22 protein-coding genes are annotated in these 20,488 nt (G+C 70.8%); 9 read left to right on the top strand and 13 right to left on the bottom strand.

Features of this window, described 5'->3' with window-relative positions; translation table 11 throughout:
- Nucleotide 1: 1 nt before the first annotated feature.
- Both G537_RS39595 and G537_RS0124015 read left to right on the top strand, forming a co-directional pair.
- On the top strand, nucleotides 2–832 hold the full coding sequence (locus G537_RS39595; RefSeq protein ID WP_034852813.1) for an ABC transporter permease: 831 nt from the start codon (nucleotides 2–4) through the stop codon (nucleotides 830–832).
- 249 nt (nucleotides 833–1,081) lie between these two features.
- Nucleotides 1,082–1,276: a hypothetical protein gene (locus tag G537_RS0124015; RefSeq protein WP_026872279.1), complete on the top strand. Its 195-nt coding sequence runs from the start codon at nucleotides 1,082–1,084 to the stop codon at nucleotides 1,274–1,276.
- Nucleotides 1,277–1,348: 72 nt separating this feature from the next.
- On the opposite strand, the gene G537_RS0124010 is transcribed toward G537_RS0124015, so the two are convergent.
- The 3 genes from G537_RS0124010 to G537_RS39590 form a co-directional block, all read right to left on the bottom strand.
- Nucleotides 1,349–1,981 (bottom strand): ParA family protein, encoded by a 633-nt coding sequence (locus G537_RS0124010; RefSeq protein ID WP_026872278.1) that lies wholly within the window; start codon nucleotides 1,979–1,981, stop codon nucleotides 1,349–1,351.
- A gap of 149 nt (nucleotides 1,982–2,130) precedes the next feature.
- Nucleotides 2,131–3,726 (bottom strand): CYTH and CHAD domain-containing protein, encoded by a 1,596-nt coding sequence (locus G537_RS0124005; protein ID WP_162146143.1) that lies wholly within the window; start codon nucleotides 3,724–3,726, stop codon nucleotides 2,131–2,133.
- A gap of 87 nt (nucleotides 3,727–3,813) precedes the next feature.
- A complete protein-coding gene (locus G537_RS39590) occupies nucleotides 3,814–5,022 on the bottom strand; it encodes a penicillin-binding protein activator (RefSeq protein WP_155888743.1) in 1,209 nt (402 codons plus the stop codon).
- Here G537_RS39590 and rsmI point away from each other — a divergent pair.
- The 7 genes from rsmI (at nucleotide 5,016) to G537_RS0123965 (ending at nucleotide 11,016) form a co-directional block, all read left to right on the top strand.
- Complete coding sequence (gene rsmI / locus G537_RS39585; RefSeq protein ID WP_155888742.1) at nucleotides 5,016–5,963, top strand: 16S rRNA (cytidine(1402)-2'-O)-methyltransferase; 948 nt, start codon at nucleotides 5,016–5,018, stop codon at nucleotides 5,961–5,963. The genes G537_RS39590 and rsmI overlap by 7 nt on opposite strands.
- A complete protein-coding gene (locus G537_RS0123990; protein ID WP_026872276.1) occupies nucleotides 5,953–6,339 on the top strand; it encodes a YraN family protein in 387 nt (128 codons plus the stop codon). Before rsmI ends, G537_RS0123990 begins: the two co-directional genes overlap by 11 nt.
- 36 nt (nucleotides 6,340–6,375) lie before the next feature.
- A complete protein-coding gene (locus G537_RS0123985; protein WP_026872275.1) occupies nucleotides 6,376–7,194 on the top strand; it encodes a SirB1 family protein in 819 nt (272 codons plus the stop codon).
- 11 nt (nucleotides 7,195–7,205) lie between these two features.
- Nucleotides 7,206–8,159 carry a glutathione synthase gene (gene gshB / locus G537_RS0123980; RefSeq protein ID WP_026872274.1) on the top strand — a complete coding sequence of 318 codons (954 nt, stop codon included), beginning with the start codon at nucleotides 7,206–7,208 and terminating at the stop codon, nucleotides 8,157–8,159.
- 359 nt (nucleotides 8,160–8,518) lie between these two features.
- On the top strand, nucleotides 8,519–9,118 hold the full coding sequence (locus G537_RS39580; protein WP_155888741.1) for a hypothetical protein: 600 nt from the start codon (nucleotides 8,519–8,521) through the stop codon (nucleotides 9,116–9,118).
- A 12-nt stretch (nucleotides 9,119–9,130) separates the two neighbouring features.
- Nucleotides 9,131–9,976: a hypothetical protein gene (locus G537_RS43855; RefSeq protein WP_155888740.1), complete on the top strand. Its 846-nt coding sequence runs from the start codon at nucleotides 9,131–9,133 to the stop codon at nucleotides 9,974–9,976.
- A 257-nt stretch (nucleotides 9,977–10,233) separates the two neighbouring features.
- Nucleotides 10,234–11,016 (top strand): oxygenase MpaB family protein, encoded by a 783-nt coding sequence (locus G537_RS0123965; protein ID WP_245579115.1) that lies wholly within the window; start codon nucleotides 10,234–10,236, stop codon nucleotides 11,014–11,016.
- A gap of 153 nt (nucleotides 11,017–11,169) precedes the next feature.
- Here the strand turns inward: G537_RS0123965 and hpnJ are convergent, their stop codons facing one another.
- The 10 genes from hpnJ to sugE all read right to left on the bottom strand — a co-directional run bounded on the left by hpnJ (nucleotide 11,170) and on the right by sugE (nucleotide 20,470).
- Nucleotides 11,170–12,597 (bottom strand): hopanoid biosynthesis associated radical SAM protein HpnJ, encoded by a 1,428-nt coding sequence (gene hpnJ, locus G537_RS0123960; RefSeq protein WP_211230490.1) that lies wholly within the window; start codon nucleotides 12,595–12,597, stop codon nucleotides 11,170–11,172.
- Nucleotides 12,594–13,757 (bottom strand): bacteriohopanetetrol glucosamine biosynthesis glycosyltransferase HpnI, encoded by a 1,164-nt coding sequence (gene hpnI, locus G537_RS0123955; RefSeq protein ID WP_211230489.1) that lies wholly within the window; start codon nucleotides 13,755–13,757, stop codon nucleotides 12,594–12,596. Before hpnI ends, hpnJ begins: the two co-directional genes overlap by 4 nt.
- Nucleotides 13,758–13,965: 208 nt before the next feature.
- On the bottom strand, nucleotides 13,966–14,436 hold the full coding sequence (locus tag G537_RS0123950) for a PRC-barrel domain-containing protein (RefSeq protein ID WP_026872269.1): 471 nt from the start codon (nucleotides 14,434–14,436) through the stop codon (nucleotides 13,966–13,968).
- Between the two features lie 266 nt (nucleotides 14,437–14,702).
- A complete protein-coding gene (locus G537_RS0123945) occupies nucleotides 14,703–15,422 on the bottom strand; it encodes a lysozyme inhibitor LprI family protein (protein ID WP_026872268.1) in 720 nt (239 codons plus the stop codon).
- On the bottom strand, nucleotides 15,419–16,177 hold the full coding sequence (locus G537_RS0123940; protein WP_155888739.1) for a lysozyme inhibitor LprI family protein: 759 nt from the start codon (nucleotides 16,175–16,177) through the stop codon (nucleotides 15,419–15,421). The genes G537_RS0123945 and G537_RS0123940 overlap by 4 nt, the downstream gene beginning before the upstream one ends.
- A 12-nt stretch (nucleotides 16,178–16,189) precedes the next feature.
- Nucleotides 16,190–16,888 (bottom strand): class II aldolase/adducin family protein, encoded by a 699-nt coding sequence (locus G537_RS0123935; protein WP_026872266.1) that lies wholly within the window; start codon nucleotides 16,886–16,888, stop codon nucleotides 16,190–16,192.
- A gap of 44 nt (nucleotides 16,889–16,932) precedes the next feature.
- Nucleotides 16,933–18,324, bottom strand: coding sequence for an FGGY-family carbohydrate kinase (locus G537_RS0123930; RefSeq protein WP_026872265.1), 1,392 nt, complete (start codon nucleotides 18,322–18,324; stop codon nucleotides 16,933–16,935).
- Between the two features lie 251 nt (nucleotides 18,325–18,575).
- Complete coding sequence (pseI, locus tag G537_RS0123925; protein WP_026872264.1) at nucleotides 18,576–19,622, bottom strand: pseudaminic acid synthase; 1,047 nt, start codon at nucleotides 19,620–19,622, stop codon at nucleotides 18,576–18,578.
- 66 nt (nucleotides 19,623–19,688) lie between these two features.
- Entirely contained in the window at nucleotides 19,689–20,009 is a 321-nt protein-coding gene (locus G537_RS0123920) for a DMT family transporter (RefSeq protein WP_026872263.1), read from the bottom strand.
- A gap of 140 nt (nucleotides 20,010–20,149) precedes the next feature.
- Entirely contained in the window at nucleotides 20,150–20,470 is a 321-nt protein-coding gene (gene sugE, locus G537_RS0123915; protein WP_026872262.1) for a quaternary ammonium compound efflux SMR transporter SugE, read from the bottom strand.
- Nucleotides 20,471–20,488 lie beyond the last annotated feature (18 nt).

Below are 20,488 nucleotides of genomic sequence, written 5' to 3'. Positions count from 1 at the left end.
CGTGCGGCTTCCGGCAGGGGCGGCGCGCCCGGTCCGGCGCTACGGCGCGGTGCACTGGCTGGGCCTCGCCACGCTGTTCCGGCGCGAGTTCCGGGCCTACCTCAAGGACTGGCTCGAGACGATCGTCGCCCCGACCTTCTCCATCCTGCTCTATGTCGCGGTCTTCGCCATCGCCTCGGGCGAGGCGACCGGGGACGCGTCCGGGACGGCGGCCTGGGCCGGGCCCGGCGGCCTGCTGCCGTTCCTGGCGCCCGGCCTCGTGGTCTATGTCGTGATCCAGCGCGCGGCCGAGGCCACGGTCTACAGCCTGACCTTCCTCAAGGTCGAACGGCTGATCGGCGACATCCTGATGCCGCCGCTCTCGGCCTGGGAGGTGGCGGCCGGCTACGCCCTCGCCGGCACCGCCTCCGGCCTCGTCACCGGCCTGCCCTGCCTCGCGGCGCTGCTGCTGGCCGCCGGCACCGCCGTCGCCGACCCGCTGCTGCTGGCCCTGGTGCTGCTGCTCGGCGCCTTCCTGCTGGCCGCCGCCGGCACACTGGTCGGGCTGTGGGCGCAGAAATGGGACCAGGCCGCCGCCTTCTTCGGCTTCCTCCTGATCCCGGTCACCTTCCTTTCCGGCGTCTTCGCCCCGGTCGACCTGCTGCCCGGTCCGCTGGCGGCCGTGGTGGCGCTGAACCCCGTCTACTACGCGATCGACGCCGCCCGCATCGCCTTCGGCGGCGCCGGGGCGGAGCCGGTCGGCCGCAGCCTGGCGATCCTGGCCGCCGCCGGCGCGGTGCTGTGGGCGTGCTCCGCCCTGCTGATCGCCCGCGGCTGGCGGCTGAAGCCCTGAGCCCACATGTCGGCCAAATGCCGGACATGATCTTGTCCTGATCTCGGCTTCATCATTTCGGATGTTGTCTCATCCCGCCGGATTACGGCTCTTTATTCAAAATTGCCACGATTCCGATATTGGGTTTTGCCGCGTTCCGATCGAAGATTCGACTGGACAGGGAACTTATTGTGCAGTGCAATGTTAAAAGCTTCACCCGCCGATTTGTTAGCCGAGTCAGGCATCGATATTGTGCAAGGGAGAGGTTCAGTGAGCCAGGCGACTCCTTCCACCAGCGATCTCGTCATCAGCGCCTATGAGGCGCGTCGCGCCGCCGGCGCCGACGAGTGGACGGCCTGCGACGCCGCGCTCGAGGCGTTTCGCAAGCGGCATCCGGAAGCGTCGTCAGACCTGGCCAACACCTTCATCGCCGACGTGCTGCGCGACCATACGGCACGGCATTGATCCGACATTTCGCATTGCAACGACGTTAGAGTCTGGTTCGAAGCCCGCCGGGGCGGGTTTCGGGCCAGAGTCTCAGGCGGCGCCGGCCGCCTCGATATGCCGCAGCAGCGGCGCCCAGTCCTCCCGCAGATCCTCGGCGCGGCGGCCGCGCAGGTCGAACACGCTGAGCCCTTCCGCCGCCGCCTCGGTATAGGCGGCGCTGTCGCGGATCCGCGACACCACGCTGTGTCCCAGCCCGCCCAGGAAGGCGTCCAGCTGGGCGGCCGCCCGGGTCCGCACCCGCATCCGGTTGCCGACGATCGCCACCGCGGCGCGGCTCTTGCGGATCGGCTTCAGCTCCTCCAGCCGGTTCAGGAAGCGGCGCGTCGCCGCCTCGTCGAAGGCCGAGGGCAGCACCGGCAGGATGATCACGTCCGCCATCTTCACCAGCGCCTCGACGTCCTTCATCTTCAGCGCCGCCGGCGCGTCGATCACCACGCGCTCGGCGTCCTTCGGCACCGCGAATTCCGACTTCGCCCAGTCCAGCCCGGCCAGGGCCGGGGCGGCGTCGGGGCGCCGCTTCGCCCAGTCCAGGCTGGAATGCTGGCGGTCGACATCGGCCAGCACGGTGAAGCGGCCCTGCCCGGCGAAGGCCGAGGCCAGCGTCGTCGCGATCGTGGTCTTGCCGCAGCCGCCCTTGGTGTTCGCGACGAGCACGGAGATCATGCCGATATCCCCCATTGGTCAGGCCCCTCTGCGATACCCTACATCGTCATTGCGAGCGCAGCGACGCAATCCAGGGCTGTTTGGCGTGGCCCCTGGATTGCTTCGTCGGCTTCGCCTCCTCGCAGAGAGACGGGCGGGCGGCCGCGGCTTCACTCCCGCGTCCAGAACGGCCTGACGGCGCGGAAGGCGTCCCATTGCGCCAGCAGCTCCGGTTCGCTCGATTCGGCGCCGCGGGCGTGCCAGCCCAGGACCATGCCGGCCGCCCGGTGCAGCGCGGGATCGGCGGATTCGCCGGTCAGGCGCTGCAGCAGCGTCTCGGCCGTGGCCACGTCGTTGAGATGGCCGAAGGCGTCCTGCAGGCGCGACAGCTGCGTCGCGAAGGGCTTGGCCCGCTTCTCCGGATACAGCGGGCGGAAGAAGTCCATGGCGTAGCGCAGCCGCTTCAGCGCGATCCGCACCTCGTGCCGGTGCGGCGGGTCGAGCCGGGCGAGATGGCGGCCGCGGGTCACCACCTTGCGGTGCGCCCGGGCGATCAGCCGCCCGGCCAGGCCGTCGATCGGCTCGACCAGGGCCGTCAGCGTCGCGGTCGAGGCGTGGTCACGCCAGCCCCGCCGCTCCAGCCATTCGCCGAGCGTCAGGTGCAGCCGGGCGCAGCGCGGGTCGGCCAGGGCCTGGCGCACCGCGGCGTATCCGGCCTCGCGCTGGCGCATCGCCGCGGCCCGCAGCACGGCGATGCCCGGATCGTCGGGCCGCATCGTGTCCAGCGGCTCGACCGTGGCGTTGAGGAAGACGTCCCAGTCGCGCGCCGGCCCCAGCGCGCCGGCCAGCCACTTCGCCTCGTCGCGCAGCCAGTCCAGCGTCGGCGAGGGCACGGTCTTCCGGAACAGGGCCAGGGCCGAACGCAGCCGGCGCAACGCCACCCGCATCTGGTGCACGCCGCCGGGGTCGCCGCCATCCTCCGCCGCCGCCTCGTTGGCGGTCCAGTGCCTCAGGCACCGGGCCAGCACGGTGCCGATCGCCTCATCCACCGTCATGCGCGAGGTCAAAGGCGTCTTCGGGTCGTACATCACCCCGGGCGGGCGGCGCGCCACCAGGCGGTAGCCGCGCTCCGCCTTGGTCACCTCGCTGACCCGCAGCGGCACCTCGTCGAGGAAGGTCAGCGCCAGACGGTACAGGGCGGCGGTGCGGCCCTCCTTCAGCTCCAGCTCGATCTCCGCCACCGGGTCGCTGGCGTCGCGGGTCTCGATCGTGCCGGTGTCGAAGGCGCATTCCACCACCGCGTCCGGCAGCGACAGGATCCGGGTCTCGCGCTGGATGCGGGAGGTGAAGAGGTGGGTCAGCGCATCGACCGGGACGCCGTCCAACAGGGCCTTCGCCTCGGGGTCGTCGAAGGCGTCGGGCGCCGGCACCATCGCCGGCAGCGCCACCTCCCACTCGCCGCGGGCCAAGCCGTCGCCGCGGCGCTCGGTCTTCAGGGTCTGGACGAAGCGCTGGCCGATTCGGCGCACCCGCAGGGTCACGCCGCGGCGCTGCAGCGCGCAGTCCGGCGTGTCGTAGTAGAAGGAGGTCAGGGACCGGGCGGTGCCGGGGCCGGCCGCGATCCGCGTCAGCAGCTCGGCCCGGCGCAGGCGTTCGAGATCCTCGGGCGCCGCGCGGAGCTTCAGCTCGATCTCGACGGGGGCGGGCGGGGGCTGCTCACCCCCGCCCGTCTGCTCGTTCGGCCGGTTCGGCTGAACGATCGGCATCGGCATCTCCGGCGTCACGATCCTATCGAATGATCATACTTATCTTAAAACGCGACGCCGCAGAATCCCGCAAAAAGTTCAATGAATTTAGAAGGCCGCGCCGGAGAAGCTGTCGGGCGCGGCCTCGACCACCGTCGGTCCGGTCGGCTCCGCCTGCAGCACCGCCAGGCCGCGCTGCACCAGCCCGTTCGGGCCGAAGCGGAAGATGCCGTCGATGCCGACGAAGCCGTTCGGGTCCTGCAGCGCCACCGTGTTGAACGGGTTGCCGCCGGAGGCCGGCTGGCTGGCCAGCGCCGCGGTCAGCGCCACCGCGTCATAGGCCAGCGTCGCCAGCCGCGGCGGCGGGCCGCCGAACTGCTGGGCGTAGCGGCTCTCGAAATCGGCGCGGCGCGACGGGTCGGGCGCGGCGTACCAGGCGCCCGCCAGATAGGGCTGGCGGTTGACCTGCGGGTCGTCCCATTGGCCGGTGCCCATCAGCTTGGCGGTGACGCCGGAATAGCCCAGCATCGGCGCCACCACGCTCAGCCGGTTGCCGACATCGGCCACGATCACCGCGTCCACCGGCGTCGCCTGCAGCCGCTGCTGCAGCGGCGTCGGGTCGGACAGCTTGCTGTCGTACAGCTCGACCACCGGCGCCTCGACATTGTACTTGACGGCGGCCTCGCTCAGCGCCCGGCTGACCAGCTGGCCATAGGCCGATCGCGGCGCCAGCAGGGCGAAGCGGCGCATCCCCTGGCTGGCGCCGTAGCCGACGATCCGGTCGATCGCCTGCTGCGGCAGGAAGCTCAGCAGGAACACGTTGCCGCCGGCCTGGGCGGTGTCGGTGCTGAAGGCGACGACATTGATGCCGGCCGCGCGGGCCTGCTGCGACACGGGCGCGACCGACTTGCTGAACAGCGGCCCCAGGATGATGTCGGCGCCCTGGGCGATCACCGACTGCGCCGCCTGGCCGGCCTGGTTCGGGCTGTCGCCGGTGTCGCGCGGCAGCAGCTCGACCTGGGTGCCGGTGTCGAACACCGCCATCTGGGCGGCGCGCTGCATCGCCTCGCCCAGGCTGGCGCTGCCGCCGGACAGCGGCAGCAGCAGCCCGACCCGCAGCACCCCGTCGTCGGGCCGGGTCGGTGCGGCCGCCGTCGGCGCTTGCGTGATCGGGGTCGGCCTCGGTACGGTCTGGAACTGGGCGCAGGCGGCGAGCGCCGCGACCATCGCGGCGGCCCCCGCCAGCTTGATCAGGCGCCGCAGTCCCGCGCCACCCCGGCCGAACGGCCCCTCACTGACTGTCGCAAGTCTTGTCACGGACGCCCCCTCACTCTCGACAATCCTCAGGCGCCGGGCAGCGGCGGCCTTCCGCCGCCGACCCTACCGGCGCAACACCGCCGAGTAAACCGGAGCCGAGCAAACCGGCGCCGGGCCTGTATCTGACGGCGGTCCCGATCGGCAATGCCGGGGACATAACGCTTCGTGCGCTCGATTTGCTCCGCGGCGCCGACGCCATCGCCTGCGAGGACACGCGGACCACCCGCAAGCTGATGTCGCTCCACGGCATCGGCACGAAGCTGATTCCCTATCACGAGCACAACGCCGCGGAGATGCGGCCGCAGATCCTGCGCCGGATCGCCGAGGGCCAGGCGATCGCCCTCGTCTCCGACGCCGGCATGCCGCTGATCTCCGACCCCGGCTACAAGCTGGCCCGGGCGGCGCGGGACCAGGGGCTGGCCGTCACCTGCCTGCCCGGCGCCTCGGCGCCGCTGACCGCGCTGCTGCTGTCCGGCCTGCCGTCGGACCGGTTCCTGTTCGCCGGGTTCCCGCCGCCGAAATCCTCGGCCCGGCGCAGCTTCCTGCTCGAGCTGGCGCCGGTCGCCGCCACCCTGATCCTGTTCGAGGCGCCGCACCGGCTGCCGGAATGCCTGGCCGACCTTGCGGCGGTGCTGGGCGACCGCGAGGCGGCGGTGACGCGCGAGCTGACCAAGCTGTTTGAGGAGGTGCGGCGCGGCCCGCTGCCGGATCTCGCGGCGCATTACGCCGAGGCCGGGCCGCCCAAGGGCGAGATCGTCATCGTCATCGGCCCGCCCGGCGAAGCGGCGCGGCCGAGCGAGGAGGACCTGGCGGGGCAACTGCGGAAGGCGCTGGCCAGCATGAGCCTGCGCGACGCGGTCGAGGCCGTGGCGGCGGCGACCGGGGAGCCGAAGCGCGAGGTCTACCGTCTGGCGCTCGACCTCGCCGCCGATGAGAAATAGGGGCTTCAAGGACGATTCCCGGCGCCGGGCCGAGGCCTTCGGCCTCAGGGCCGAGCGGGCGGCGGCGTGGCTCCTGCGGGCCAAGGGCTGGCGCATCCTGGCGCGGCGGCTGAAGACGCCGCTCGGCGAGATCGACATCGTGGCGTTGCGCGGCCGCACCGTCGCCTTCGTCGAGGTCAAGGCGCGGCCCGACCTGGCGGCCGGGCTGCTGGCGCTGCAGCCGCGCCAGCGCGAGCGCCTGCAAAGGGCTGCGAATTTATTCCTGGCACAGCAGCCGCGCTATGCGCAAAGCTATGCGCTGCGCTTCGACCTGGTGGTGGTGCGGCCCTGGCGCTGGCCGGTGCACATCGCCGACGCCTGGCAGGTCGATCGGTAGTGGAATCCCGGGCGGGATCGGGCTAAGTCAGGACCCATGGACCCGACGATCCAGTCGATACTCGACCGCGCCGGCTCTCAGCCGGACGACGCCATCGATCTCGCCGAGGCGGCGCTGGCGCTGGCCGCGCTCGACCGGCCGCGCGGCGTCGGATTCGACTGGTACCGCCGCCATCTCGACCAGCTGGTGGCCGATGTGGCGCGCGAGGCGGAGACGCTGGCGCCGGCCGAGGCGATGACCGCGGTGCTGGCGCGGCGTTGGGGCTATGCCGGCGACGTCGACAGCTATGACGACCTGCAGAACGCCAATCTGATGCGGGTGATCGACCGGCGGAAGGGCCTGCCGGTGACGCTCGGCATCCTCTACCTGCACGTTGCCCGGGCCCAGGGCTGGACCATGGTCGGGCTGAACTTCCCGAGCCATTTCCTGGTCCGGCTCGACGCCGGCGGTGCCCGCACCATCCTCGACCCGTTCCATGCCGGCATGAGCCGCGGCCCGGGCGAGCTGCGCGACCTCCTGAAGGCCGTGCTCGACGCCGGGGCCGAGCTGTCGCCGGAGCATTACGAGCCGGTGACCGACCGCGACATATTGCTGCGGCTGCAGAACAACCTGAAGGTCCGCCACATCCGGGCCGGCGACTTCGCCAAGGCGCTCGGCGTGATCGAGGCGATGCGCCGCTTCGCGCCGCAGCACGCGCCGCTGCTGCGCGAGGCCGGCATCCTCTACGCCCGGCTGGGCAACATGCGGGCCGCGATCGACGCCCTCGACCGCTACGTCTCCGCCCCGGGCGAGCCGGAGATCCAGCGGCACGAGGCCGCCATCCTGCTCCAGTCCTTCCGCAGCAGCCTGAACTGATTGAGACCAGCATGAGCCTTGCCGTCGCCATCCAGATGGATCCGATCGAGACGATCGACATCGGCGGGGATTCGACCTTCGCCATGGCGCTGGAGGCGCAGGCGCGCGGCCACCGCCTGTGGCACTACCTGCCGCGGGCCCTGACGCTGCGCGACGGCAGGCTGACCGCTCGGGCCCGGCCGCTGACGGTGCAGGCGGTGCGCGGCAACCACCACGCCTTCGGCGAGTGGGAGGTGCTCGACCTCGGCACCGTCGACGTCATCCTGATGCGCCAGGACCCGCCCTTCGACATGGCCTACATCACGGCCACCCATCTGCTCGAGCACGTCGCCGACCGCGTCCTGGTGGTGAACGACCCGAAGGAGGTGCGCAACGCGCCGGAGAAGCTGCTGGTCACGCATTATCCGGAGCTGATGCCGCCGACCCTGATCACCGCCGACCGCGAGGAGATCCGCGCCTTCCGGCGCGAGCACGGCGACATCATCGTCAAGCCGCTGTTCGGCAATGGCGGGGCCGGGGTGTTCCGGATCCGGCCGGACGACGAGAACCTGGTCGCGCTGCTCGAGGTCTATGAGCGGATGTACCGCGAGCCGATCATGATCCAGCGCTACCTGCCGGAGATCCGGCAGGGCGACAAGCGCATCATCCTGGTCGAGGGCGAGCCGGTCGGCGCCGTCAGCCGCATGCCGGCGGAGGGCGAGGCGCGGGCCAACCTCCATGTCGGCGGCCGGGCGCAGAAGACCACGCTGACCGAGCGCGAGCGCGAGATCTGCGCCCGCATCGGCCCGGACCTGCGGGCCACCGGCCAGATCTTCGTCGGCATCGACGTGATCGGCGACTACCTGACCGAGATCAACGTCACCTCGCCGACCGGCATCCACGAGATCAACCGGCTGGACGGGGTGAAGATCGAGGCCACCCTGTGGGACGCGATCGAGGCCCGAAGGGCGGCGATGAAGGGGTAGAGAGGAAGAGGAATAGGACCTGATTTTATTGTCATCGCCGGGCTTGACCCGGCGATCCAGGGGCCACCCAGAGCGGCATCGACATTCCTGGATGCCCGGGTCGGGCCCGGGCATGACAGCTATAGATTGAGGCTTGAGCTCTAAATTTCGTCCGCCGGTTGTTGTTCATCCTTAAGCGGACACCCGTGCTCCGGGGCCGGCAATGACGGCGCTCCCGGCAGAAGCAGATCCCGGAAAGCAGGTGCCCCTCCCGGCTGACGGCCGGCACCGCTTCGCGCTCCACGACGCCCGGGCGAATGGCCCTGTGAATCGATACCTGTGACCTCGGTGACACCGGTGGCCGGGCCTGCCGTGTCATCGTGCGGGTCGAAGGCAGCAGCCGCTTCATTCGGTGTCGCGACTTCGGGGTGTGGATCCCGACGAGCCGCAGGGAGGAGCAGGTGCATCACGGCAGGACAAGCTTTGCGGTCGCCGCGGTGTCGGCGGCGCTGTCGGTGCAGGCCGCCGCGCAGCAGACGGCGGCGACCGCCGCCTCGTCCGCCATGCCCGATTCCGGGGCGCGGCCGGCCTATGGGACGGTCTCCCTGGTCGGCGGTTTCCCCGTCGATCCGTACCCGATCGGCGTTGTCGCCGGCGGCCCGTATTCCGCCGCCGCGCTCGGCACGGACTGCATCGGCAACATCACCGCCGCTCAGGCCGACGCCAAGATCGAGTTCGCGAACGGCCGCCGCCCCTTGAGCATCTATGCGGCGGCGGGCTCGGATGTCGCCCTCGTCGTCCGCACGCCGACCGGGACGTGGATCTGCGCCGACGATACGGATGACGGCGGCACCAATCCCGCGATCACCTTCGAGAGGCCCGCGAACGGCACCTATGCCGTCTGGGTCGCGGCGGTCGACGCCGCGAACCGCCCGGTTCCGGCGGTGCTGGTGGTCAGCGAGTTTCCTCCGACCTGGTGAGGAATGAATGCCATGCCTGCCAAGACCATAGGCTCCGCGATGCTGCTGGCGTCGATCGCCGCAGGCTGCGCCGGGGGCCCCCAGCAGAAGCCCTTCCCCGACTACACCAAGGCGCCGGACGAGCAGCTGGAGGAGAGTATACGGCAGCCGGCGGGCTCCGGCCCCGACGCTGCGGACGCCGCCGGGCTATCCGCTTCGGCCGACCTTCTCGTCCGCAAGGCCCAGGCGACCCGGTCGACGCTGGACCTCGCGGTCGTCACCACCCGGTCGCGCCTGACGCGGCTGAAGCAGCAGATCGTGCAGGCCAAGCAGGCTCTCGACGAACGCGGCGGGCGCCGCGCCCATCCGGAGCAGTACGCCGCCCTGGACGAGGCGCAGGGCCAGATGAATCTGGCTCTCGCCCGGACGCGCGCGTCGACCAGCCGCCAGGCGGCAACGGTGCCCGAGCAGACCTCGACGGTTCGCGATCTGGGCCACCTGATCGCCTCGGTGTCCGGCGTCGTCGACACGATCAGCAGCGGCTCGGCCGCGCCCCCCGCGGCCTTGACGGCCGAGGCCGCGATCACGGCGGCTCCTGCGCCCGCCGCGCCGGCCGGCGCCTCGCCGCTGGCGGCCCAGCCGGCGCCGGCCGCGCCATCGGGCGGACCGCCGGCCGGCACGCCCCCGCAGCCGGGCCCGCCGGCGGCCGCCGCGACGCCGGCCGCACCGCCGGCCGCCACCGCCGAGGCCGATCCGGTCTATGCGGGCCCGGTCTATGCGAGGCTGCTGGCGCGCGCCAAGCCGTCCCGGCCTCTGCCCACGCAACCGCAGGCGACGGCTCCGCCCGCCGACGGAGCTGTCGGCGCGCCCCAGCCGTGAGCTTCGATCGGAGGCTGGGTTCGACCCGAAGCGGCCGTGGGAGCGGCCCGCGGTGCTGCTGAGATCGTCAGCATAGTCCGCCAGCTTGGAAAGCCGGCGAAGATGATCATAATAGAGCTGTCAGACTGCTTCTCGTCGTCATAGTTCGTCGGCGGTTGCTCCGGATGCCACATCCTCGAGTTGGCCCGGTCCGCTCCCTTCTTCCGGACGCGCTCGCGCGGCCGATCAAAGACACGATCGCTGCCCAGGTCGTCGCAATGTTCAACGATCGGCGGCGCGGCGAGCGTCCTGTCGTACGGCGGACGGACGGGTTGTTCGGCCCGCGCGCGGTCGCATGGCGGGTCCACGGCGACGTCACCTCGATGATGGTCGGAGGCGTCGCAGCCCTGCTGCTGCAGATGCTTCACCCGGCCGTTCTGGCGGGGGTCTGGGACCATTCGAACTTTCGGACCGATATGCGGGGGCGGCTCCGACGCACGGCGCGTTTCATCGCGCTGACCACCTATGGCGGGCGGGCGGAGGCCGAGGCTGCGATCGCACGCGTCCGCGCCGTCCACAATCGGGTCCGGGGGGTGTTGCCCGACGGCAGCCCGTATGCGGCCAATGCTCCTGCGCTGCTGGCCTGGGTTCACCTCACGGAGACGACCTGCTTCCTGGACGCCTGGATCCGTTACGCCGAGCCGGGCATGTCGGCCGCCGACCAGGACCGCTACTTCGCCGAGATGAGCCAGATCGCGGAGGCGCTCGGCGCCGACCCGATCCCGCGCAGCCGGTCCGGGGCGCGGCAGCTGTTCGGCGCCATGCGACCGCAGCTCCGGTCTGACGAGCGAACCCGGGACGTCGCCCGCATCGTTCTGACGCAACCCGCGCCGAGCATACTGGCAGAGCCCGTGCAGGCGCTTGCCATGCAGGCGGCCATCGACCTGTTGCCCGCCTGGGCGCGCCAGATGCACGGGCTGGAGATCCCGATCATCGGCCGCGCGCTGGCTCGCGCCGGTACCATCGGCATCGCAAGGACACTCCGCTGGGCATTCGAGTGATGGCCTTCAGGGGGCCGGCCGCGGTCACCGCCGAGGTGGTTGCCTGTGGGCCACGAATTCACGAATGACCCGCGCCGGTCGAGATCGTCACGCTCCCCCAGGGCTCGCCATGACGGCTCGCCCCAGGGGCCCGATCCCGGCCGGCCGGAAGGGTCAGGCCGCCTTCCGCTCCCTCAGGAAGCGGAAGAACTCCACGCCCTCGCGCAGGCGGCGCTTCATCATCTCCGGGCTGCGCACCATCTCGCCGACGATCGAGGCGATCTTCGGCGCCCGGAAGTAGAAGCGCCGGTAGAAATCCTCCACCGAGTGGAAGATCTCGTCATGGCTCAGATGCGGGTAGTGCAGCGGCGCGATCTGCACGCCCTTCTCGTCCACCAGCTCGGCATTGGCGGCGTCGAGCCAGCCGTTTTCCACCGCCTGGTTGTAGAGGAAGGTGCCCGGATAGGGCGCCGCCAGCGACACCTGGATGGTGTGGGGGTTGATCTCGGTGGCGAAGCGGATGGTCTCCTGGATCGTCTCCTTGGTCTCGCCCGGCAGGCCCAGGATGAAGGTGCCGTGGATCTGGATGCCCAGCTCGTGGCAGTCCTTGGTGAACTTCCTGGCGACCTCGATCCGCATGCCCTTCTTGATGTTGAACAGGATCTGCTGGTTGCCGGATTCGTAGCCGACCAGCAGCAGGCGCAGGCCGTTGTCGCGCATCACCTTCAGGGTCTCGCGCGGCACGTTCGCCTTGGCGTTGCACGACCAGGTGACGCCGAGCTTGCCGAGCTCCCTGGCGATCGCCTCGGCCCGCGGCGCGTCGTCGGTGAAGGTGTCGTCGTCGAAGAAGAACTCGCGGATCTGCGGCATCGTCTGCTTGGCCCAGCGGATCTCGTCGATCACATGGCCGACGCTGCGGGTGCGGTAGCGGTGGCCGCCCACGGTCTGCGGCCACAGGCAGAAGGTGCAGCGCGATTTGCAGCCGCGGCCGGTGTAGATCGAGAGATAGGGGTGCTTCAGATAGCCGATGAAGTAGTCCTCGATCACCAGGTCGCGGTGATAGACCGGGCTGACGAAGGGCAGCGAATCCATGTTCTCCAGCACCGCGCGCTCGGGGTTGTGGACCACCACACCCTCGGCGTTGCGGTACGACAGGCCGTCGATCTTGGAGAAGTCGCGGCCGTCGGCCACCTCCTTGATGGTGAAGTCGAACTCGTTGCGGCCGACGAAGTCGATCACGGGCGACGCGGCCATGCTGCCGTTCGGGTCGACCGCCACCTTGGCGCCGACCAGGCCGGCCTTCAGGTTCGGGTTCACCGCCTTCATCGCCTCGATCATCTTGACGTCGGAGGCGAAGGAGGGGGTGGAGGTGTGCAGGACGGCGAGGTCGTAGTCCCTGGCCTGCGCGGCCACCGCGGCGGGGCTGATGCGCGACGGCGGGCCGTCGATCAGCTTCGAGCCCTCGACCAGCGCCGCCGGCTGGGCCAGCCAGGTCGGGTACCAGAAGGACTTGATCTCGCGCCGGGCCTGGTAGCGCGACCCGGCGCCGCCGTCGAAGCCGTCGAAGGACGGCGCCTGCAGGAACAACGTCTTCATCGTCATGGGGAGGGAGGCCTCCGATCCGTCACCAAGGTGCCGTCTGGTACGAGTTGATACAGGTGCCCCCGCCAGTTCACGCCGGAGCCGAGGTAGCTCACGACGAACACCGCGAAGGACAGGAGATCGCGCGCCGGAATCAGCCAGTATGGCCGCGGCGGCAGAGAGTAGGCGCGTTCGAAGCGGATGCACAGGGCGATCCGCAGGGCCAGCGCCAGCCCGGCCACGGCCGGGGCCGCCAACCCTCCGCCCAGCGCCCCGCCGCCCAGCGCCCAGGCGATCAGGGCCAGCGGGAAGGGATGGGTGATCACCGATCCGGCATAGCCCAGCGGCTCGATGCTCTTGTTGGTGCGGGCCCAGCGCAGCTCATGCGACCACATCGTGGCGGCCGAAGCCTCGCTGCAGAGATGGCCGATCAGCTGGGTCGCGACCGCGACGCGCCGGCCGGCGGCCCGCACCGCGGCCCCGATCGCATAGTCCTCCGCCAGCAGGTCGGCGAAGGCCCGAAGGCCGCCGATCCGCTCCAGCATGTCGCGGCCGAGGACGATGGTGGTGCCGATGCAGGGATGCGCCAGGCGCAGGCCGAGGCCGACGATCACGCTGGGGGTGAAATGCGTGTCCATGCCGAGGCCGAGCAGCCGCGACCACAGACCGCCGGTCGGCACCGCGTAGTACAGGCAGGTGACGCAGCCGACGCCCGGGGCCTGCAGCTCCGCCGCCATGCGGCGCAGATGGTCGGCCGGCACCCGCACGTCGCTGTCGGAGAAGACCACGACCTCGTGCCGGATCCGCTCCGCGATGTTGATCAGGTTCGACACCTTGCGATTCGATCCGTGCCGGCGCGGATCGACCACCAGCTCCAGCGCCGCCTGCGGAAAGGCGCGGCGCACCTGCTCGACCACCGCGACCGCGGGGTCGCGCGGGTCGGCGACGCCGAGCAGGATCTGCACCGGGCCGGGATAGTCCTGGGCGCAGAAGGAGGCCAGGTTCTCGAACAGGCCGGGCTCGACCCCGTGCAGCGGCTTGACCACGGTGACCGGCGGGAAGGCGGCCGGCGCCGGCGCCGGCCGCCGGGCCAGCCGTCCGGTCAGCACGATCGCGGCGCCCAGATACAGGCACCCGAGCGCCGCCAGGACCAGGAGCAGGATCACCAGGACGTCCATCATCGTTTCCGTGCCCGCGCGGTTTGCCTGTTCTGTCGGCGCCCCGCCGCCGGCAGGGGCCGGGACGGGAAGCGCCGATGGTCCACGCCAGAACCAGACCGGTCGCCGGCGTCCGGAAAGATGATGCGTAAGCTAAGCGGCGAGTTCCGTTTATGGAATCGCTAAATTGCCACGTCCTTCGTCGTGCTCGGCCGGGCGATCGGGCGGTCCCTCAGCCGCCGCTGGCGACCTTGTAGTCCGGCAGGGCGCCGAGGTCGCCGCGGTAGATGAAGGCCTGGTGGCCCTTCACCAGCACCGGCTCGAGCTGGGCGTAATCGGCCGCGACCAGCCGGCCGCCCATGCCCAGCGTGCCGCCGATGCGGATGATCGCCAGCAGCACCTGGCCGTTCGGCGCGATCACGAAATCGGCGATCTCGGCGATCGGGCGCTGGGCCGAATCGAGCACCTCGGACCGAATCAGCCGGGTCGCCAGCGAGCCGTAGGTCGGGTCCTGCGGGTTGGCGATGGCCTGGTCGATGGCCTTGGCGCTGTCCTGATAGCCCTGCCGCAACGTCTCTCCGGCCTGGCCGAGGGCGCGGCCGGCCTGGTCCAGCAGGTTCTGCACGTCGTTGCTCTGGGCCAGCGCCGGGCCGCCCAGGAGAAGCGCGGCGGCGGCGGCCAGGGGCAGGCGGATGGAACGCATGTCTTTCCTCCAGTCTCGCGGTCGCGAAAGCGGAACCGAGATAAGGGTCCGAGGCAGGAGGATGTTCCTTAAATGCGGCGGGAACCAGTGCGTTCGATGCGGCTCATACCAGTGGTCTTTGAGATCGACTCGTCGAGTCCTTCCCGGTCATGGCGAGGCGCGAAGCGCCGTGGCCATCCAGGGGGCCGGTACCGCTGGGTGGCCACGCTCCCAATTGGACGTAAGGGCGGCTCGCCATGGCGGGTCAACGTTTCGGGCCGCTGGTCTCACTGCGGCGCGTAGCTGCCCTCGAGCCAGTCGATCCGGTCCATCGCGCGGTCCGCCAGGCAGCGGCTGCGCGCCGGCTCGCCCAGCAGCCGCGCCGCCACCACGCAGTCGCTCTCGGCGAACTGCGTCCATCTTTGCTGCACCTTGAGGAAGGCGTCGCGCCAGCCGGGGGCGTCGTCATCGGCCTCGACCGGCGGGTTCTCCGTCAGCCCGGCCGCGAAGGCCTTCAGCTTGCCGGCATAGATCCGGTGCAGGGTCTCGAACGGGTCCTTCGGGTCCAGCGCGCCGTTGTCGTAGTCGGACAGCAGCAGCACCGCCTCCGGATCGTGGTTGAAGAAGCCGTTGTAGTCGAGGCGCAGGCTGACGCGCCGCTCGCCCGACGCGGCCGACGGCCAGGTCAGCAGCAGGAAGCTCTCCGTGCCGCGGGTCTCCAGGATCCGGTAGGAATAGCGCGGCACCGGCGCGCTGTTCTCGACGATGGTCGCGGCGTAGCACGCGGTCGAGGTTTCGCCGATCCGGGGCAGGCTGCTGTCGCACTGCCCCTCGGGACGCAGCACGTCGATGCCGCTCTCGTCGATCAGGCGCAGCAGCACGTCGGTCTCGCCCGGCGCCATCCGCGCCGACAGGATCTCGAGCGTCAGCACCTGTTCCGCCCGCGCCGGCAGGGCGGGGAGGAGGAGCGCCGCCAGCAGGGCGGCCGTCGCGACGGCCCGCCTCATGGCTTCGCCTCCGCCAGGCTGCGCTTCAGCTCCGTCAGCTGGTCGATCCGGACGACCGTGTGCATCGTCCGGCACTGATCCGCATCCACCGGCGAGGCCGTCAGCGGCGCCGCGCAGTCGTCCTCCTTGAACGCGATCCAGTCGCGCTCGGCCTTGACGATCAGCCGGCGCAGCTCGGTGTCGTCGGCGACCTTCGGGCTGGAGATCAGCCCGTCATAGATCGCGTTCAGCCGCCGGTCCTGGAAGGCGTAGAGCGGCGCCCAGGGGTTTTCCGGGTCGGCAAAGGCATCGCCGGGGATCCCCTCCACGGCGATCTCCGCCTCCGGATGGCGGCTGCGGACCACCGCGTCCCCGAGCTTGAAGGAGATGTCGAGCCGCAGCGTGCGGGCGAAGGAGCTCTCGACCGGCGTGTGGTAGCGCAGCACCAGGGCGGCCGTGGTGCCGCGGGTGAAGAGATGGTCGTAGGACAGCTCGCTGACGGGCTTGCCGTTCTCGGTGACCGCGAACTTGTAGCAGCCGATCTCCTGCGGGTCGTCGGTGCGGGCATAGCCGCCGCCGTCGCAGCTTTCCGCATCGAAGGGCAGGGCGCTCGGGTCCAGCCCGTCGCCGGTGACCATCAGCACCAGGGCGACGTCCTTCTGCGGGCCGGTCCGCGCCGCGATCACCTGGGCGTCGAGCGACGGCGCCTCGACCGCGGCGGCGGGATGAAGCACCGCCAGGCACAGGCCGAGCGCGGCGACGGTCGCTTTCACCACGTCGGTCGGGTCTTACGCGGCGCTGCGCGGGCGGGGGGTGTCGCCGACTCCGTCCAGGTCCGGCGCCTGGCCGTAGCTCATGCGGCGCATCTGCTCGATCACCTGCGCCATCTCGGCCTCGGTCAGCCGCGGCGGCTCGCCGATCGCCAGCGCATGGACATACATCTTGGCCAGCACCTCGACCTCGATCGCCCGCCACATCGCGCGGGCGAAGTTCTCCGCCAGCACGATCAGCCCGTGATGGCCCAGCAGGCAGGCGGTGCGGCCCTCCAGCGCCTTCAGCGCGTGGTCCGACAGCTCCTGCGTGCCGAAGCAGGCATAGGGCGCGCAGCGGATGTCGGTGCCGCCGGCCACCGCCACCATGTAGTGGAAGCAGGGGATGCCCTTCTCGTGCACCGCCAGCGTGGTCGAGTACACCGAATGGGTGTGCAGCACGACGTTGACGTCGGGCCGATTCTTCAGGATGTCGCGGTGGAAGCGCCACTCCGAGGACGGCATGCGGCGGCCGTCATAGCTGGCGTCGAAGGACATCTCGACGATGTCCTCGGGCTGCATCTGGTCGTAGGGCAGGCTGGTCGGGGTGATCAGCATGCCGCCTTCGATCCGGTGCGAGACATTGCCGGAGGTGCCCTGGTTCAGCCCGCTGGCGTTCATCTCGCGGCAGGTGTCGATGATGCCTTGCCGCAGGGCGAGATGGGTGAGGGCGGACATCGGGGTTTCCTCGGCTTTGTTGGTGGGCGGCGGATACGTCCGATCTATAGCGCTGCGGCGCCGGACACGCCAGCCAGTGCCCGCCAGCGCTCGGCATAGGCGGCGAGGCCGGGCAGGGGCAGCGGCGCCGCCTCCTGCAGCGGCACGCGGGCCGTTGCCAGGCCCCGGCTGCGGGCCCACAGCAGCGCCGCGCCGATGGCGCTGCCGTCCGATTCCGTCGAGGTCTCGACCCGGTCGCCCGGCCGCAGCGCCGCCAGCAGGGGCGCGAAGATCGGGTTGGCCGCGACGCCGCCGTCGACGATCACCCGGCCGCGCGCTTCCAAGAGGTCCAGCGCCGTGGCGCAGCACAGGGCGGTGTAGAGCGTCGCCAGCGCGGCGCGGCCGGCCGGGCCCGTCGGCGCCGGGCCGGTGATCTCGCCGCGGCCGGCCCGGCCGGGGAACAGCCCGTCGCCGTCGGCGAAGCCGGGCAGCGCCATGGTGCCGGCGGCGACCAGGGCGACGAGGTCGTCGGGCGTGGCCTCGGCCCGGTCCGGGCCGGCGATCCGCTCCCACTCCCGGCCGCCCATATGCAGGGTGCAGCCGATCGGCCGGCCCTCGACATCGACATTGGCGACCATGCCGCGGCGCGGGTCGAGGCGATCCAGCGGCAGCCCCGGCCGGAAGCCGATGATCCAGGTGCCGGTCGACAGCAGCGGCACGTCGCCGAGACCCGCGGCCAGGAAGCGGTGGTAGTTGGCGTTGCTGTCGTGCACGCCGCACAGCAGGGCCAGGTCCGGCGGCAGCCCGTGCGCGCCGGCGAGATCGGGGCGGATCGTGCCCAGCACGTCCCAGGCGTTGCGGCGCGGCGGGATCAGCCGGTCCCAGCCCCGGCGCCGGACGATGCCGGTGAAGTCTCCGGCGGCCGGGTTCCACAGATGGGTCTGGGCCGCCAGGGTGGTGATCTCGCTGGCCGGCGTGCCGCCCAGGCGCCAGGCGAAATACTGCGGCAGGGTCAGCAGCCAGCGGGCGCGGGCGAAGCCCTCCGGGAAGTCGCGCTCCAGCCACAGCATCTGCTTGGCCAGGCGGTGCGCCCCGGGATCGACCAGGCAGCCGGTCTCGGCGAAGTCCGGCCCCTCGGCGGCATAGGCTTCGTCCAGCCAGCCCGGCGCCTCGGCCTCGTAATCCATCATCGGCAGCACCGGACCCTGATCGTCGACCAGCACGCCGCTGGTGCCGTAGCCGGTGGCGACGAAGGCGGCCAGGCGGTGGCGGCGGGCCAGGTCGCCCAGCGCGCCCAGCAGCCAGTCCTCCATCGCCGCCAGGTCGACATGCAGATAGGGCGGGCCCGGCCGCGACAGGTTGCGGGTGCGCACCGCCTCCAGCACTTCGCCCTCCGGCGATGCCGCGAGCAGCTTCAGATTGGTCTTGCCGACATCGAGCACCGCGACGACGGACATGCGCTTCCTGCCCTGCTTGTGGCTGATCCCTTCAGCGGGGATGCCGCGGCAGTGTTACGCAAACCGCGATCGGAAGAATAGGTCCGACTTAGGGACCCTTGGAGCAATCGGGGCAAGCCCCTGCTCTCATTGTCATGCCCGGGCTTGACCCGGGCATCCAGAAGGTCTCGACACCCTCTGGATTGCCGGGTCAAGCCCGGCAATGACAGAAATGGATGGTCCGGATCTTAACCGGATTGCCTCGTAGAAACTTACTCCACCATCGGCCAGGCCAGCGGCTCGCCGCGGGCGAGGTCGCGGGCGGCGCGGCGGCCCAGCACCTCCGGCAGGTGCTTCGGCGCCAGGCCGTAGCCCGGGCGGATCGAGCGCACATTGGCCTCGGTCAGCGTCTCGCCGGCCTTGACGTCGCGGGTGACGTAGAGCGAGCGGCGATAGACGATGTTGCCAGCCTCCGACCCCTTCAGGTCGTAGCGGATGCCGCCCAGCGCCGCCCAGGCCGCCTTGCAGTCCTCGACCAGCCGGGTGAACTCCGCCGGCTCCAGCGAGAAGGCCGAATCCGGGCCGCCATCGGCGCGGGCCAGGGTGAAGTGCTTCTCGATCACCGACCCGCCCAGCGCCACCGCGGCGACCGAGGCGGCGGTGCCCATGGTGTGGTCGGACAGGCCGCTGATCACGCCGAAGGTCTCGGCCAGGTTCGGGATGGTGCGCAGATTGGCGTCCTCCATCGGCGCCGGATAGGCGCTGATGCAGTGCAGCACTACGAGGCCGTCGGCGCCGCCCTTGCGCGCCGTCGCGATCACCTCCTGGATCTCGCCGAGATTGGCGAGGCCGGTGGAGATGATCATCGGCTTCCGCTTGCTGGCGATGTATTCGACCAGCGGCAGGTCCACCACCTCGAAGGACGCCACCTTGTAGGCCGGGGCGTCCAGCCGCTCCAGCAGGTCGACCGCGGTCTTGTCGAAGGGGGTGGAGAAGACGGTGATGCCGAGCTCGCGCCCCTTGGCGAACAGCGCCTCGTGCCACTCCCAGGGAGTCGACGCCTCCTGGTACAGGTCGTAGAGGCGCCGGCCGTCCCACAGCCCGCCCTTGATCCGGAACTGGTCGCCGTCATGGTCCAGGGTGATGGTGTCGGCGGTGTAGGTCTGCAGCTTCACCGCGTCGGCGCCGGTGGCCTTCGCCGTCTCCATCATCCGCAGTGCCCGGGCCAGCTCGCCATTGTGGTTGCCCGACAGCTCGCAGATCACATAGGGCGGGTGGTCGGGGCCGATCCGGCGGCCGGCGATGGAAATGTCCTGCATTCGGGCAACCTCGGGGCGCTATGGCTTGCTGAAACGGCGGCAGTTGAGCCCAGGCCGGACCACGCGTCAATGCGCGCCGCCGAGGTTGAGCCCGACGATGCCGGCGATCACCAGGGCGATCGAGGCCAGCTTCAGCACGGTCAGCGCCTCCTGGAACCACAGCACGCCGATCACCACCGTCAGCGCGGTGCCGATGCCGGACCAGACGGCATAGGCGATGCTCAGCTCCATCCGCCGCAGGGTCAGGGTCAACAGGCCGAAGGCCGCGGCGTAGAACACGAAGATCAGCGCCGAGGGCAGCGGGTTGCGGAACCCGTCGGACAGCTTCATGCAGACCGTGCCCGCGACCTCGAAGCCGATCGCGGCGAGCAGCAGGATCCAGGCCATGGGGTTCATTCGCTCCGGCGGGGTTTGGGGACATTCCTTCCTCGTCATGGCGAGGCGCGCAGCGCCGTGGCCATCCAGGGCGGCTCGCACCGGCCCCTGGATCGCTTCGTCGGCTTCGCCTCCTCGCCATGACGGGCGGCTCAATGAGGCGTCACCAGCTTCAGCCCGATGATTCCGGCGACGATCAGGCCGATGCAGGCCAGGCGGGCGAAGTCGGCGGATTCGCCGAACAGATAGATGCCGAGAATCGCGGTGCCGACCGCGCCGACGCCGGTCCAGATCGCATAGGCGGTGCCGATCGGCAGCGACTTCAGCGCCAGGCCCAGCAGCGCCAGGCTGACGATCATCGCCGCCGCCGTCGCCACGCTGGGCCACAGGCGGGTGAAGCCCTCGGTGTATTTCAGGCCGATCGCCCAGCCGATCTCGAACAGCCCGGCGACGATCAGGATCACCCAAGCCATGACAGGAAACTCCTCGGA

It is taken from the genome of Inquilinus limosus DSM 16000, from assembly GCF_000423185.1.
GTDB classification, from domain to species: Bacteria; Pseudomonadota; Alphaproteobacteria; order DSM-16000; family Inquilinaceae; genus Inquilinus; species Inquilinus limosus.
The sequence above is the reverse complement of the archived record's forward strand: the minus strand, read 5'-3'. Positions and strand labels throughout refer to the sequence as shown.

Bases quoted from the DNA above. Each gene is read 5' to 3' on its own strand.
- G537_RS0124010 (WP_026872278.1), bottom strand. From the start codon at position 1,981: ATGATCTCCGTGCTCGTCGCGAACACCAAGGGCGGCTGCGGCAAGACC.
- G537_RS0124005 (WP_162146143.1), bottom strand. From the start codon at position 3,726: ATGCCGATCGTTCAGCCGAACCGGCCGAACGAGCAGACGGGCGGGGGT.
- G537_RS0123990 (WP_026872276.1), top strand. From the start codon at position 5,953: ATGAGAAATAGGGGCTTCAAGGACGATTCCCGGCGCCGGGCCGAGGCC.
- G537_RS0123985 (WP_026872275.1), top strand. From the start codon at position 6,376: ATGGACCCGACGATCCAGTCGATACTCGACCGCGCCGGCTCTCAGCCG.
- gshB (WP_026872274.1), top strand. From the start codon at position 7,206: ATGAGCCTTGCCGTCGCCATCCAGATGGATCCGATCGAGACGATCGAC.
- G537_RS43855 (WP_155888740.1), top strand. From the start codon at position 9,131: ATGCCTGCCAAGACCATAGGCTCCGCGATGCTGCTGGCGTCGATCGCC.
- G537_RS0123965 (WP_245579115.1), top strand. From the start codon at position 10,234: ATGTTCAACGATCGGCGGCGCGGCGAGCGTCCTGTCGTACGGCGGACG.
- hpnJ (WP_211230490.1), bottom strand. From the start codon at position 12,597: ATGACGATGAAGACGTTGTTCCTGCAGGCGCCGTCCTTCGACGGCTTC.
- hpnI (WP_211230489.1), bottom strand. From the start codon at position 13,757: ATGATGGACGTCCTGGTGATCCTGCTCCTGGTCCTGGCGGCGCTCGGG.
- G537_RS0123950 (WP_026872269.1), bottom strand. From the start codon at position 14,436: ATGCGTTCCATCCGCCTGCCCCTGGCCGCCGCCGCCGCGCTTCTCCTG.
- G537_RS0123945 (WP_026872268.1), bottom strand. From the start codon at position 15,422: ATGAGGCGGGCCGTCGCGACGGCCGCCCTGCTGGCGGCGCTCCTCCTC.
- G537_RS0123935 (WP_026872266.1), bottom strand. From the start codon at position 16,888: ATGTCCGCCCTCACCCATCTCGCCCTGCGGCAAGGCATCATCGACACC.
- G537_RS0123930 (WP_026872265.1), bottom strand. From the start codon at position 18,324: ATGTCCGTCGTCGCGGTGCTCGATGTCGGCAAGACCAATCTGAAGCTG.
- pseI (WP_026872264.1), bottom strand. From the start codon at position 19,622: ATGCAGGACATTTCCATCGCCGGCCGCCGGATCGGCCCCGACCACCCG.
- G537_RS0123920 (WP_026872263.1), bottom strand. From the start codon at position 20,009: ATGGCCTGGATCCTGCTGCTCGCCGCGATCGGCTTCGAGGTCGCGGGC.
- sugE (WP_026872262.1), bottom strand. From the start codon at position 20,470: ATGGCTTGGGTGATCCTGATCGTCGCCGGGCTGTTCGAGATCGGCTGG.